Below are 13,445 nucleotides of genomic sequence, written 5' to 3' on the forward strand. Positions count from 1 at the left end.
TGACCCTTGAGGGAGCGGCCTTTTTTGTGCCCGTGATTTCCCTATTCGTTGATGAAAGTGCCAATAAAAAGGAAGCAAGAGAACATGGCTGACATGATGAACGTAAGGTTGTCGTCCCAGGCTGCCGCCGCCCACTGGGGCGAGGGTGCCCTGCTCAGTTTCAACGGCGACGAGGCCCATCTCCATCTGGCCGCTGGCCAGGAGAAGGAGGCGCTGCGCGCCATCCAGCGGGGGGCCAGACGCCTCGAGTCGAGCGGCATCAAGCGCGTCAAACTGGTGGGTGAGGGCTGGAATGGGGAGCGTCGCTACGCCTTTGCCCAGGGCTTCTATGCCGCCAAGGGGGATCGCGAGCTCGATTTCGGCGAGCAGAGCGATCAGGAGGCTGCCGAGCTGGCGGCTTTGCTGAAAGCGACCCGCTGGGTGCGCGAGGTGACCAACGGCTGCCCGGAAGCCATCTACCCCATGAGCCTGGCGGAGTCCGCTCTGCTGCTCATTCGCAGCCTCGGCGGTGACAAGGTGACCGCCCGCATCACCGCTGGCGAAGCCTTGCGTGAATCGGGTCATATCGGGGTCTGGTCGGTGGGCCGTGGCAGCGAGCGCGAGCCGGTGCTGCTGGAGCTCGACTATAACCCGACCGGGGATGCCAACGCCCCCGTGGTCGCGGCGCTGGTGGGCAAGGGGATCACCTTCGATTCCGGCGGCTACTCCATGAAGTCCTCCGACAACATGCTGCCGATGAAGTCCGACATGGGCGGCGCCGCCATGGTGACCGGCGCCCTGGCGCTGGCCATCAGCCGTGACCTGAACAAGCGGGTCAAGCTCATCCTCTGCTGCGCCGAGAACCTGGTCTCCGGCCACGCCTTCAAGCTCGGCGACATCCTCACTTATCGCAACGGCATCTCGGTCGAGATCCAGAATACCGACGCGGAAGGTCGCCTGGTGCTGGCAGACGGCCTGCTGGCCGCCAGCGAAAGCGGGGCTGCCTACATCCTCGACGCTGCTACCCTGACCGGCGCCGCCAAGACCGCGCTGGGCCGCGACTACAATGCCGTGTTTGCCCTCGATGAGGCGGAGCAGGTGCGCGCGCTGGCTGCCGCCAACGCTGAAAACGAGAAGGCCTGGCCGCTGCCGCTCGAACCCTGGCACGCAGGCCAGCTCACCTCGGCCTTTGCCGAGCTGGGTAATGTGGCGTCCGCAGAAGGTACTGCCGGCGCCACCACGGCAGCGGCGTTCCTGTCGCGCTTCGTCCGTGACGAAGGCAAGGGCTGGGTGCACCTGGACCTGGCCGCTTCCTATCAGAAGTCGGGCAATGAGCTCTGGGCGACCGGGGCCAAGGGTCATGGTCTTCGCACGATTGCCCGCTGGCTGCAGGAGGTGTGCGCATGAACGTCTGGTTGAGCCGAGAGTTTGCACCGGCCGAGTGGGGGGAGGGGGCACTGCTCTCCCACCGTGCCGACGGCATGGTGATCCATCTGGTGAGCGCCACTCCCTTGCTGGATATCCAGCAGGCGGCGCGGCGCCTGTGTAGCCAAGGGATCCAGCAGGTTGTCCTGGCTGGCCACTGGGAGCGGGAGCAGCAGTGGGCCTTTGCCCAGGGGCTGCAGACGCCCAAGGCGGAAGTGGGGTTGCAGTGGGCCACTTCGTCCGAGGAGGACAGGGAGGAGCTGGAGGCGCGCTGGCTGTGCGGGCGCTGGGTGCGGGAGATGACCAACGCCACCCCGGAGCAGCTGGGGCCACTGGAGCTGGCGGTCGAAGCCGCCGCCTTCCTCACCGAGCTGGCACCGGACCGGATCAGCCATCGCATCCTCAAGGGAGAGGCGCTGCAACAGGCGGGCTGGGTCGGTCTCTATCAAGTGGGTCGTGGCAGTGACCGCGAGCCCGTGATGCTGGAGCTGGATTTCAATCCGGGCAAGGATCCCAAGGCGCCGGTAGCTGCCGCCCTGGTGGGCAAGGGGATCACCTTCGATTCCGGCGGCTACTCCATGAAGACCTCCCAGGGCATGCTGACCATGAAACACGACATGGGCGGTGCCGCCATCGTCACCGGCGCGCTGGCGCTGGCCATTCTGCGTGGCCTCGACAAGCGGGTGAAGCTCATCCTCTGCTGCGCCGAGAACCTGGTATCCGGCCATGCCTACAAGCTGGGTGACATCCTCACCTACAAGAACGGCACCACGGTGGAGGTGGTCAATACCGACGCCGAAGGGCGTCTGATCCTGGCCGACGGCTTGCAACTGGCCGGCGAGTCTGGTGCGCCGCTCATCATCGACGCCGCCACCCTCACCGGGGCGGCCGTGATGGCGCTGGGAGGGCGTTACAACGCCCTGTTTGGACTGGACAAGGGGCTGGTGAGCCGCGCCATGGCCTATTCGGATGCGGAACAGGAGCCAGCATGGCCGCTGCCGCTGGAGCCCTGGCATCGCCAGCAGTGCCCGTCCCACTATGCCGACACCGCCAACAGCCGCCCCGTGCCGGGCGGCGGACCGGGGGGCGCCTCCAACGCGGCGGGCTTCCTCTCCCGCTTTGTCCCTGATGAGGGAAGAGGGTGGCTGCATGTCGATCTCGCCGCCTGCTTCAGCGAAAACGGCGATAGTCTGTGGGCGCCCGGGGCCAATACCCTGGGGATGCGCACCATCGCCCATACCCTGCTGGCGGAGACGCGCTGAGTCAGTGAACGGCATCACAAGGGCACCTCAGGGTGCCCTTTCCAGTGCTGCTTTGCTGAGCAATTGATACGGTTTTGAGGCATTAGCATGCCGATCGTGCGCAAGCGCACATTTTTTCTCTCTGCCCTGGCACAAGATGAGTCACCATGTTGTTTCAAGGATTCTTTTGTTTAACAAAAAGTTGATTTTTTGTGTGTTATTTCGTTTTTTGTTTACGTATAATCGCCGCCGAACATGGATTCCTACAATAAAACTCTGTAGTTAAGGAAAGAACTCAATGGCTATCGAACGTACCTTCTCCATCGTCAAGCCGGATGCGGTCAGCAAGAACCTGATTGGTGCCATTTACAGCCGCTTCGAAAGCGCCGGTCTGAAAGTGGTTGCCGCCAAGATGCTGCACCTGACCAGCGAACAGGCCGCCGGTTTCTACGCCGAGCACCAGGGCAAGCCGTTTTATGATGGTCTGGTCGGCTTCATGACCTCTGGCCCCGTCATGGTACAGGTGCTGGAAGGTGAAGACGCCATCCGCCGTCACCGTGAAATCATGGGCGCCACCAACCCGAAAGAGGCGCTGGCCGGCACCCTGCGCGCCTGCTACGCCGAGAGCATCGATCGCAACGCCGTCCACGGCTCCGATGCCCCGGCCTCTGCCGCCCGTGAAATCGCCTACTTCTTCTCCGACGACGAGATCTGCCCGCGCGGCTGATGTTGTCTGCTGGTGACCAAGGGAGCTTCGGCTCCCTTTTGTTTTTTGGTCATCCTGCCAATATCCACTTATTCTCCAGGTGGAAAGCCAGACCCATTATTTGTACAATGCCGCCCCCTGACGTAGGTCAGCCGATAATTTATGAAGTGTGTGAGCTGAGGCCCCTGATGAGCGAAACAAAAACCAACCTGCTGGATCTCGACCGGGATGCCATGCGTGCCTTCTTCGTCGAGTTGGGCGAGAAGCCGTTCCGGGCAGACCAGATAATGAAGTGGATCTATCACTTCGGTTGTGATGATTTCGATCAGATGAGCAACGTCAACAAGGCGCTGCGCGAGCGGCTCAAGGCCATTGCCGAGATCCGTGCTCCCGAGATCAGCCGTGAGCAGCGCTCCGCCGATGGCACCATCAAATGGGCGCTGCAGGTGGGCGATCAGGAGGTGGAGACCGTCTACATTCCGGAAGCGGACCGCGCGACCCTGTGCGTCTCCTCTCAGGTGGGCTGCGCCCTGGCGTGCACCTTCTGCTCCACCGCCCAGCAAGGGTTCAACCGCAACCTGAAAGTTTCCGAGATCATCGGCCAGGTGTGGCGTGCCGCCAAAGTGGTGGGCGGCAAGCGCCCCATCACCAACGTGGTGATGATGGGCATGGGTGAACCACTGCTCAACCTCGCCAACGTGGTACCGGCCATGAAGCTGATGATGGATGACTTCGGCTTCAGCATCTCCAAGCGCCGCGTCACTCTCTCCACCTCCGGTGTGGTGCCGGCGCTGGACATGCTGGGGGACCAGATCGACGTTGCCCTGGCCATCTCCCTGCATGCGCCGAACGATGCGCTTCGCTCCGAGATCATGCCGATCAACGACAAGTACAACATCGAGTCCTTCCTTGCCGGTGTACGCCGCTATCTGGCCAAGTCCAACGCCAACGGCGGCCGGGTGACCGTGGAGTATGTGCTGCTCGACCACATCAACGACGACATGCAGCATGCCCATGAGCTGGCCAAGGTCCTCAAGGAAACCCCTTGCAAAATCAACCTGATCCCGTTCAACCCCTTCCCGGGCAACCCGTTTGGCAAGCCGAGCAACAGCCGTATCGACCGTTTCTCCAAGGTGCTGATGGAATACGGCCTGACCGTCATCGTGCGCAAGACCCGTGGTGACGACATCGACGCCGCCTGTGGGCAGCTGGTGGGGGAGGTGATCGACCGCACCAAGCGCACCATGAAAAATCGGATGCAACAGGATGGGATTTCCGTCAAAATGGTTTAACTCCTAAGCCATTGTATAGACAGGAAATGGATATCCGTACATTGATCGTAGTGGCAGCGCTCTGTGCGCTGCCAGGTTGTGTCACAGAGACCACTTACGCTGGCCAGAATTCGACCCAGCGTGAAGTGGGTCCTGACCTCAAGGCCGCCGCCCAGACTCGTCTCGATCTGGGTATCCAGTATCTGCGCCAGGGCAATGCCGAGCAGGCCAAATTCAACCTCGACCGCGCCCTTCAGTACGATCCCAACAATCCTCAGGTCTACATCGGTTTTGCCTATTTCTACCAGCAGGTGTCGGATTTCAAGGCCGCCGAGGCGAGCTACAAGAAAGCGCTGGCCATGGATCCGTCCAATGCTGACGCGATGAACAACTATGGCGCCTTCCTCTGCAACCGTGGCCGCTTCGACGAAGCGGAAAAGGCGTTCTTGCAGGCCGTCAGCCAGCCCGATTACGTGAAGATCGCCGATACCTACGAGAATGCGGCGCTCTGCTCGATGCAAAATCACAGAAATGACAAGGCCGGCGAGTATTATCGTCTGGCCTTGGGGTATAATCCCCGCAATCCTAGGTTATTGCTGGACATGGCCGAGCTTTCCATGAAAGATGGCAAGCTTCCTGATGTCCAGTCTTACCTCGCGCGCTTTGCCGACGTGGCAGAGGAGAACGAGGAGAGCCTCTGGCTCCGGCTGCGGCTGGCCCAGGCCATGGACAAACCGGCATTACTTCACCAATTCGGGACTGAGCTGGTAAGGCAATATCCCACTTCGCAACAAGCCAAGCGTTACTTAGCCAATGACTACTGAACAGCCACACGATTTCCAAGACGACTCCCAGGCAGCGGGCCCAGGCCAGCTGCTGCGCAACGCCCGTGAACAGCTCGGCTGGACCCGGGAACAGGTTGCGTCCCGCATTCACCTTCGTCTGACCCTGATCGCCGCCATCGAAGCGGATACCTATGACAAGCACACGTCCCATACCTTCATTCGTGGCTATCTGCGAGCCTATGCCAAGCTCGTGGGCATCCCCGAGAAGACCATCCTCGCCGCCTACGAGAAGCTGGGACTGACTCCCCCCGACAACATCGACATGCAGAGCTTCTCCCGTCGCTCCCGCCAGCAGGCCAATGACAGCCGGCTCAAGGTGGTGACCTGGCTTGTGATCCTGGTGCTGATCGGGCTCTCCGTCGCCTGGTGGTGGCAGAGCACGGCGCGCCGCTCTGCCGGTGACGACGCCCTGGCGGCGACCGAGATGAGCGCGACCGTCAATACGCCGGAAGCGAATGTTGCCCCCGCCGTGGAGGTCGCCGAGCCCGTGCTGCCCGCAGCGTCCGATGCCGTGTCCACCCAGGTTGTGGTGAGCGGTGCCACCGCGACCCTGCCTGTGGTCACTACGGATGCCAGCGCTGCCGTCCCGACGGACGTTTCCGGTGCGGTCTCGACGGCCGAGAGCACGACCACCGAGCCCGCCAAGGCGCCCCAGCTCAAGATGAGCTTCACCGCCGATTGCTGGCTGGACGTCAAGGATGCCAACGGCAAGACCCTGTTCAGCGGTCTGAAGAAGGCGAACGACGAACTGGTACTGGAAGGACCCGAGCCACTCAGATTCATCATTGGCGCGCCCATGGCGGTCAATCTCGAATATCAGGGCAAGTCCTTCGACATGAGCCGTTACAACAACGGCCGGACTGCCCGCTTCTCACTGCCGCAGGAGTAATCAGTCCGCCATGTCTGTTCACGAAAAGCCCGCACACGAATCACCCATCGTTCGTCGCAAATCCAGACAGATCATGGTCGGCAACGTGCCGGTTGGGGGCGATGCCCCCATCACGGTACAGACCATGACCAACACCAAGACCACGGACGTGGCCGCTACCGTCGAGCAGATCCAGCGGATCGAGCGGGTCGGCGCCGACATCGTCCGGGTCTCCGTCCCCACCATGGAGGCGGCGGAAGCGTTCAAGCTCATCAAGCAGCAGACCCGCATCCCCATCGTGGCCGACATCCACTTCGACTACCGCATCGCCCTCAAAGTGGCCGAATACGGGGCCGACTGCCTGCGCATCAACCCGGGCAACATCGGCAACGAAGAACGAGTGCGCGCCGTGGTTGACTGTGCCCGCCATTACAACATTCCGATCCGCATCGGCGTCAACGGCGGCTCCCTTGAGCGTGATCTCCAGGAGAAATACGGCGAGCCGACCCCGGAGGCGCTGCTGGAGTCCGCCATGCGCCACGTGGATTACCTGGATCGCCTCAACTTTGAGAACTTCAAGGTGAGCGTCAAGGCGTCCGATGTCTTCCTGGCGGTCGGTGCCTATCGCCTGCTGGCCAAGCAGATCGATCAACCCCTGCATCTGGGCATCACGGAAGCGGGCGGTTTTCGCGCCGGCGCGGTCAAGTCCGCCATTGGCCTTGGCATGTTGCTGAGCGAAGGGATTGGCGACACCCTGCGCATCTCCCTGGCCGCCGATCCGGTGGAAGAGGTGAAGGTGGGCTTTGACATCCTCAAATCCCTGCGTATCCGCTCCCGCGGCATCAACTTCATCGCTTGTCCCTCCTGCTCCCGTCAGGAGTTCGACGTCATCGGCACGGTCAACGCCCTGGAAGAGCGGCTCGAAGACATCATCACCCCGATGGATGTCTCCATCATCGGCTGTGTGGTGAACGGTCCGGGGGAGGCGCTGGTTTCCGATCTGGGCCTTGCGGGCGCCGCCAACAAGAGTGCCTTCTACGAGGGGGGCCAGCGGGTCGACCGGCTCGACAACAAGGATTTGATCCCGACCCTGGAGCGTCGCATCCGTGCCCGGGCTGCCATGCTGGATCCGGCCAACCAGATCCAGGTGGACAAAGGTTGAACCATGACGGGGCCACCTGGGGTGGCCCCGGCTTTAGGTTGTTGATTTTACATCCCGCATCCGGGCACCCGATTTTACCTCGGGGTCGAAAATCCCTATAATGCGGCCAAATTTTACCTCTTTTTCTCGAGTATCAACGTGGCAAAACAGATCCAAGCTATTCGCGGTATGAATGATTGCCTGCCGGAGCAGAGCCCGGTATGGCAGAAAGTAGAACAGATCCTGCGCCAGGTCGTGGCCAGCTATGGCTACAGCGAAGTGCGCATGCCCATCGTCGAGCAGACCCATCTGTTCAAGCGTGCCATCGGTGAAGTGACCGACGTGGTCGAAAAAGAGATGTACACCTTTGAAGACCGCAACGGCGACAGCCTGAGCCTGCGTCCGGAAGGGACCGCCAGTTGCGTGCGTGCCGGCATCGAGCACGGTCTGCTTTACAACCAGGAACGTCGGATGTGGTACATGGGCCCCATGTTCCGTCACGAGCGTCCCCAGAAAGGTCGCTATCGCCAGTTCCACCAGTTCGGGGTCGAGCTGTTCGGCATCAACGGGCCGGACATCGATGCCGAGCTCATCATGCTGACTCACCGCCTGTGGCGTCTGTTCGGCATCAGCGATCACGTGACTCTGCAACTCAACACCCTCGGCCAGAGCAACGAACGTGCCGCCTATCGCGATGCCCTGGTCGCCTATCTGGAACAGTACAAGAGCGAGCTGGACGAAGAGAGCCAGCGCCGCATGTACAGCAACCCCCTGCGGGTGCTCGACTCCAAAGACGAGAAAGTACAGGCCATCCTGGCAGGTGCCCCCCGTCTGTTCGATCACCTGGGCGAAGAGAGCCTGGCTCACTTCGAAGGGCTCAAGCGCCTGCTCACGGCGGCCGGCATCCAGTTCGAGGTGAACGAGCGTCTGGTGCGTGGCCTCGACTACTACAACCTGACCGTGTTCGAGTGGGTGACCAACAGCCTGGGGGCCCAGGGCACCGTCTGTGCCGGTGGTCGCTACGACGGCCTGGTGGAGCAGCTCGGTGGCCAGCCGACCCCGGCGGTGGGCTTTGCCATGGGGATGGAGCGTCTGGTGCTGATGCTTGAAACCCTCGAACTCAATGCTGACATCCGCCCCGCGGTGGATGTCTATCTCTGCATGGTGGGTGAGGGGACCGAGCAGGCTGGCTTTGCCCTGGCCGAGCGCCTGCGCGATGCCCTGCCGGACTTGCGCCTCATGAGCCACTGCGGCGGCGGCAACTTCAAGAAACAACTCAAGCGTGCCGACAAGAGCGGCGCGGCCATTGCCCTGATCCTTGGGGAGACCGAGGTGCAAAGCGGGGAGATCACCATCAAATATCTGCGTGGCCAGGCCGAGCAACAGACCGTCTCGGTCGATGCCGCCATCGCCCTGCTGGCAGCGAAAGGAGAGTAAGCTGTGGAAGTGTATACCACTGAAGAACAACAGGTTGAGGTCATCAAGAACTGGTGGAAAGAGAACGGCACCTCGGTGATCGCCGGGACCGTGATCGGTCTGGTCGGCCTCTTTGGCTGGCGCTACTACAACGAGATGCAGCAGAACAACCAGGAAGCCGCCTCCCAGGCTTACAACGAGATGACCGCCCAGCTCGCCAAGGGGGACGACGCCGCCCTGGAGCAGGCAAAGAGCTTCATTACCGCTCACAAGGGTGACGCCTATGCCGAGCTGGCCGCCCTGCAACTGGCCGCGGCTGCCGTCAAGGCGGGCAAGCTGGATCTGGCTGCCGAGCAGCTGACCCAGGTGGCCGCCAGTGGCGATGACAGCATCAAGCCCATCGCCGCCCTGCGTCTGGCACGGGTCCTGAGCGATCAGGGCAAGGCTGACGAGGCCCTGGCCCAGCTTGGCAAGATCAACAACGACGCCTTCAAGGCCCAGGTGGCGGAAGTGCGCGGCGACATCCTGCAAAAGCAGGGCAAGGCCGAAGAAGCGCGCGATGCCTATCAGGCGGCGGCGGATGCCGGCGGCCTGCAGAGCAGCGCCGAACTCAAGCTGAAGATGGATGATCTGGCGCTGCCAGCCGTCACTGCGGGCGAGGCTCCGGATGCGTAATCTGTACAAGCGAATGGCGCTGGGGGTGGCTGTCTCCTTCGCCTTGCAGGGCTGCTCCCTGTTCAGTTCGGAAGAAGATCTCAACCCCATGGCACCCCTGCCCAAGGTCGAGTCCGCGTTCACTGCCGATACCGCATGGTCCTCCTCGGTCGGGGATGGCATCGGCGACTTCTACTCCCAGCTCAAGCCGGTGGTGGAAGAGGACCGCATCTATGCAGCGGCCCGCGATGGCGATGTGACCGCCTTCGAGCGCGAGAGCGGCAAGGAGCTGTGGAGCGTGGATCTGGCAGATCTGCCCATCAACGCCGACAAGCGCAGTGCCCGTCTCTCCGGTGGTCTGGTCTCTCGCTACGGCAAGCTGTTCCTCGGGTCCGAAAACGGGGTGGTCTACGCCCTGAACGAGGCCAACGGCGAAGTGCTGTGGCAGACCACGGTTCCTGGGGAAGTGGTGGCGAGCCCCGCCGTCGAGGATGGCCGCGTGGTGGTGCTGACCACCTCCGGTCGCCTGGTGGCGCTCGATACCGACGAAGGCAAGCTGCAGTGGACCCTGTCCGAAGAGCAGCCGCCCCTGACCCTGCGCAGTGCCGGCGCCCCCATCATCACCAACGGTGCCGTCATCTATGGCCGCGCCGATGGCAAGGTGGGCATCGCCCTGCTGAGCAACGGCCAGCCTGTGCGTCAATCCAAGGTGGCTGACCCGCGCGGCGCCACCGAACTGGATCGGATGGTGGACGTCGATGCCAGCCCGCTGATTGCCGGTGATGAGCTCTACGCCATCGCCTACAACGGCCAGTTGATGGCGCGCAAGCTGATGAGCGGCGACGAAGTGTGGAAGCGCAAGTATTCCGGTTATCGCGACATGGCGGTGACCGGCAATGCCATCGTGCTGACCGACAGCCGCAGCCATCTGTTTGCGGTCGATCGTCGCAACGGTCTCGAGCTGTGGTCCAACACCCAGCTGGAAAACCGCACCGTGACCGCCCCCGTCATCCTGGGTGACTATGTGGTGGTCGGCGATGTGGAAGGTTACCTGTATTGGCTGGACCGTACCGACGGGACCATCAAGGCCATGCAGCAGCTCGACAGCAGTGGTCTCTATGCCGCTCCGCTGGTGGAGGGTGACACCCTGTATGTGCAGAGCCGTGACGGCAAGTTGTACGCCCTCAAGCGTCCTTGATCGTCCGATAATGTGAATATCCGGCTCCTGGTCTTCGGACCCGGAGCCTTTGTCGTCTTGAGAATGAGGCTTTTATGACTCCTGTAGTTGCCCTGGTGGGCCGCCCCAACGTGGGGAAATCCACCCTGTTTAACCGCCTGACCCGTACCCGGGATGCCCTGGTTGCCGACTTCCCCGGCTTGACCCGGGACCGCAAATATGGCCAGGCGAAGCTGGGCGAGCTGGAATTTATCGTGGTCGATACCGGCGGTATCGATGGCACCGAGGAGGGGATCGAGCTGAAGATGGCCGAGCAGTCCCTGCTGGCCATCGAAGAGGCCGATGTGGTGCTCTTCATGGTGGATGCCCGTGCCGGTCTCACCGCGGCGGATCAGGCCATCGCCGAGCACCTGCGCAAGACCCACAAGAAGGTGTTTCTGGTGGCCAACAAGACCGACGGCATCGACGGTGACTCCGCGGTGTCCGAGTTCTACGGTCTGGCCCTGGGCGAGGTCTACCAGATGGCGGCCGCCCACGGCCGTGGCGTACTGAGCCTGCTGGAGCTGGCCCTGGCCCCCCACCTCGAGACCCTGGTCGGCTCTGCCACCGAGGCACAAGAGGAAGAGGAGCTGGAGGAGTTCGACGAAGAGGCCCTGCTGCGCATGGTGGCTGCCGGTGAGCTCGACACCCGGGAAGACACCAAGGAGACGCAGTTCGCCGACCTGCCCATCAAATTTGCTATCGTCGGTCGTCCCAACGTCGGCAAGTCGACCCTGACCAACCGCATGCTGGGTGAAGATCGGGTCATCGTCTACGACATGCCGGGTACCACCCGCGACTCCGTCTACATCCCCATGGAGCGCGACGATCAGAAATACGTGGTCATCGACACCGCCGGCGTGCGTCGCCGTGGCAAGGTGCACGAGACGGTGGAGAAGTTCTCCGTCATCAAGACGCTCAAGGCGATTGAAGATGCCAACGTCTGCCTGCTGGTCATTGACGCCCGGGAGACCATCACGGATCAGGACTTGAGCATCCTCGGCTTCGTGCTCAACAGCGGCCGCTCCGTGGTACTGGTGGTCAACAAGTGGGACGGTCTGGATCAGAAGGTGAAAGAGGACGTCAAGAACGAGCTGGACAGACGTCTGGGCTTCATCGACTTCGCCCGGGTGCACTTCATCTCCGCCCTGCACGGCAGTGGCGTCGGTCACCTGTTCGAATCCATCAACGAGGCTTACGAGTCCGCGACTCGCCGCACCAGCACCGCCATGCTGACCCGCATCATGCAGATGGCCCAGGAAGATCACCAGCCGCCCATGGTGAATGGTCGCCGGGTCAAGCTGAAGTATGCCCACGCCGGTGGTTACAACCCGCCGCGCATCGTGATCCACGGCAACCAGCTGAACGACCTGCCGGACTCCTACAAGCGCTACCTCATCAACTACTTCCGCAAGTCGTTGAAGATCATGGGGACGCCGATCCGGGTGGAGTTCCAGGAGTCGGTCAACCCGTTCGAGGGCAAGAAGAACACCCTGACCCTGAGCCAAGAACGCCAGCGCAAGCGCCTGCTCAAGGCCAAAGCGAAGAAATAAAGCCCTGCGGCTGCCCTTACCGGCAGCCGTTTTTCTTGGTGGCCCTCCTCAGGGCAGACAAACCGGGAGAGGGGCTGCGAGTGACGCCGGTGCACAGTGACGTAAAGAGGAGTCGAGAAGAGAATGAACACGCTGACCTGCCCTGCCTGTCAGGGCGAACTGGACAGCCGCAGCCGGGAGACGACGTGTGGCCAATGTCAGGCCCGTTATCGCATCCGGGCCCTGTGTCCTGCCTGCGGGCAGGAGCTGGAGCGGCTTCGGGCTTGCGGCGCGGTGGATTATTTTTGCAACCACTGCAACACCCTGGTCTCCAAACGCACCGTTCTGTTTGAAGCGCAGCCTGACAAGGCATAAAAAAGGTTCATCGCGGCTTTCCGGGGAAGGCCGCCTTGATTTTCAGAAAAAAGTATTCTGAGTCCCTAAATCCATATGCCATACGCTTTATCACTTTGATCTTGTTGTTCACCCCTTCCAGCACACTCGTGTGCATCGGGTAGTTTGCACTCGCCAGGATCCCCCGCATATATTTCGATAAATTTCGACCAAATCGTTGCAGCGGCGCTAGCCCGCTTTCCTTCACCTGCCGCATCCAGCTCCGCCATCGTCGCCATCCTTCCCACACGCTCGGCGCATACCAGATGCCCTTCAACGCCTCTTTCAGCACGTACACCATCGCCAGCGGTTGATTCGCCGCCAACAGCTCCTGCAACTTCACATCCTGTTTTTCACTCAGCTTCGCCCGATTACGTAGCAGCAACCAACGCGCACTTTTGACCACTTTTCGCGCCGGTTTATCGCTTTTCAGTGCATTCGCCTGCTCCACTCGCACCCGGTCCACCACCTCTCGGCCATAGCGAGCCACCACGTGGAACAGGTCGTAGACCACCTCCGCCTGCGGGCAGTGTTGCTTCACCTCCAGGTCGAACGCCGTGTTCATGTCCATCGCCACCGCCTCAATCTGCTGGCATCGCTCGCCGAGCTGCTCGAAGAAGGGACGGATAGCGGCCCGGCTGTTGCCGTGCCCCACCCACAGGACGCGGGTTCGCTCGGCATCCATGATCACGGTGGCATAGCGGTGTCCCTTGTGCAGGGCAAACTCATCCATCACCAGCCGCCGCACCTCCCCAAGT

The 13,445-nt window shown here is 61.9% G+C and carries 12 protein-coding genes and 1 pseudogene; 12 read left to right on the plus strand and 1 reads right to left on the minus strand.

What is annotated here, in order from left to right:
* Positions 1-84: 84 nt before the first annotated feature.
* The 12 genes from pepB (ACNPAA_RS04070) to ACNPAA_RS04125 all read left to right on the plus strand — a co-directional run bounded on the left by pepB (ACNPAA_RS04070) (position 85) and on the right by ACNPAA_RS04125 (position 12,669).
* On the plus strand, positions 85-1,386 hold the full coding sequence (gene pepB, locus ACNPAA_RS04070; RefSeq protein ID WP_119197615.1) for an aminopeptidase PepB: 1,302 nt from the start codon (positions 85-87) through the stop codon (positions 1,384-1,386).
* Entirely contained in the window at positions 1,383-2,666 is a 1,284-nt protein-coding gene (gene pepB, locus ACNPAA_RS04075; RefSeq protein WP_041213015.1) for an aminopeptidase PepB, read from the plus strand. The genes pepB (ACNPAA_RS04070) and pepB (ACNPAA_RS04075) overlap by 4 nt, the downstream gene beginning before the upstream one ends.
* A 277-nt stretch (positions 2,667-2,943) precedes the next feature.
* A complete protein-coding gene (gene ndk, locus ACNPAA_RS04080; RefSeq protein ID WP_010675053.1) occupies positions 2,944-3,372 on the plus strand; it encodes a nucleoside-diphosphate kinase in 429 nt (142 codons plus the stop codon).
* Between the two features lie 167 nt (positions 3,373-3,539).
* Positions 3,540-4,643 carry a bifunctional tRNA (adenosine(37)-C2)-methyltransferase TrmG/ribosomal RNA large subunit methyltransferase RlmN gene (locus ACNPAA_RS04085; RefSeq protein ID WP_039038724.1) on the plus strand — a complete coding sequence of 368 codons (1,104 nt, stop codon included), beginning with the start codon at positions 3,540-3,542 and terminating at the stop codon, positions 4,641-4,643.
* Positions 4,644-4,654: 11 nt separating this feature from the next.
* Positions 4,655-5,446, plus strand: coding sequence for a PilW family type IVa pilus biogenesis/stability lipoprotein TapF (gene tapF, locus ACNPAA_RS04090; RefSeq protein WP_080768047.1), 792 nt, complete (start codon positions 4,655-4,657; stop codon positions 5,444-5,446).
* On the plus strand, positions 5,436-6,356 hold the full coding sequence (locus tag ACNPAA_RS04095) for a RodZ domain-containing protein (RefSeq protein WP_417891605.1): 921 nt from the start codon (positions 5,436-5,438) through the stop codon (positions 6,354-6,356). Before tapF ends, ACNPAA_RS04095 begins: the two co-directional genes overlap by 11 nt.
* 10 nt (positions 6,357-6,366) lie before the next feature.
* On the plus strand, positions 6,367-7,497 hold the full coding sequence (gene ispG / locus ACNPAA_RS04100) for a flavodoxin-dependent (E)-4-hydroxy-3-methylbut-2-enyl-diphosphate synthase (RefSeq protein ID WP_119197617.1): 1,131 nt from the start codon (positions 6,367-6,369) through the stop codon (positions 7,495-7,497).
* A gap of 138 nt (positions 7,498-7,635) precedes the next feature.
* Entirely contained in the window at positions 7,636-8,913 is a 1,278-nt protein-coding gene (hisS, locus tag ACNPAA_RS04105) for a histidine--tRNA ligase (protein ID WP_010675048.1), read from the plus strand.
* A gap of 3 nt (positions 8,914-8,916) precedes the next feature.
* The gene (locus ACNPAA_RS04110; protein WP_010675047.1) at positions 8,917-9,567 is read left to right on the plus strand and encodes a YfgM family protein; all 651 of its coding nucleotides are present in this window, start codon (positions 8,917-8,919) and stop codon (positions 9,565-9,567) included.
* Positions 9,560-10,744 carry an outer membrane protein assembly factor BamB gene (gene bamB, locus ACNPAA_RS04115; RefSeq protein WP_029314685.1) on the plus strand — a complete coding sequence of 395 codons (1,185 nt, stop codon included), beginning with the start codon at positions 9,560-9,562 and terminating at the stop codon, positions 10,742-10,744. The genes ACNPAA_RS04110 and bamB overlap by 8 nt, the downstream gene beginning before the upstream one ends.
* Positions 10,745-10,818: 74 nt before the next feature.
* Entirely contained in the window at positions 10,819-12,315 is a 1,497-nt protein-coding gene (der, locus tag ACNPAA_RS04120; protein ID WP_417891606.1) for a ribosome biogenesis GTPase Der, read from the plus strand.
* A gap of 123 nt (positions 12,316-12,438) precedes the next feature.
* A complete protein-coding gene (locus tag ACNPAA_RS04125) occupies positions 12,439-12,669 on the plus strand; it encodes a zinc ribbon domain-containing protein (protein ID WP_039038718.1) in 231 nt (76 codons plus the stop codon).
* Positions 12,670-12,676: 7 nt separating this feature from the next.
* Here the strand turns inward: ACNPAA_RS04125 and ACNPAA_RS04130 are convergent.
* Positions 12,677-13,445: pseudogene (locus ACNPAA_RS04130) on the minus strand (ISL3-like element ISAeme19 family transposase); the annotation flags it as partial.

Source organism: Aeromonas sp. PS2Canimalfood6 (assembly GCF_048276795.1).
Taxonomy (GTDB): domain Bacteria; phylum Pseudomonadota; class Gammaproteobacteria; order Enterobacterales; family Aeromonadaceae; genus Aeromonas; species Aeromonas caviae.

Excerpts from the sequence above, each read along its gene's own strand:
- pepB (WP_119197615.1), top strand. The coding sequence starts at position 85 with ATGGCTGACATGATGAACGTAAGGTTGTCGTCCCAGGCTGCCGCCGCC.
- pepB (WP_041213015.1), top strand. The coding sequence starts at position 1,383 with ATGAACGTCTGGTTGAGCCGAGAGTTTGCACCGGCCGAGTGGGGGGAG.
- ndk (WP_010675053.1), top strand. The coding sequence starts at position 2,944 with ATGGCTATCGAACGTACCTTCTCCATCGTCAAGCCGGATGCGGTCAGC.
- ACNPAA_RS04085 (WP_039038724.1), top strand. The coding sequence starts at position 3,540 with ATGAGCGAAACAAAAACCAACCTGCTGGATCTCGACCGGGATGCCATG.
- ACNPAA_RS04095 (WP_417891605.1), top strand. The coding sequence starts at position 5,436 with ATGACTACTGAACAGCCACACGATTTCCAAGACGACTCCCAGGCAGCG.
- ispG (WP_119197617.1), top strand. The coding sequence starts at position 6,367 with ATGTCTGTTCACGAAAAGCCCGCACACGAATCACCCATCGTTCGTCGC.
- bamB (WP_029314685.1), top strand. The coding sequence starts at position 9,560 with ATGCGTAATCTGTACAAGCGAATGGCGCTGGGGGTGGCTGTCTCCTTC.
- der (WP_417891606.1), top strand. The coding sequence starts at position 10,819 with ATGACTCCTGTAGTTGCCCTGGTGGGCCGCCCCAACGTGGGGAAATCC.
- ACNPAA_RS04125 (WP_039038718.1), top strand. The coding sequence starts at position 12,439 with ATGAACACGCTGACCTGCCCTGCCTGTCAGGGCGAACTGGACAGCCGC.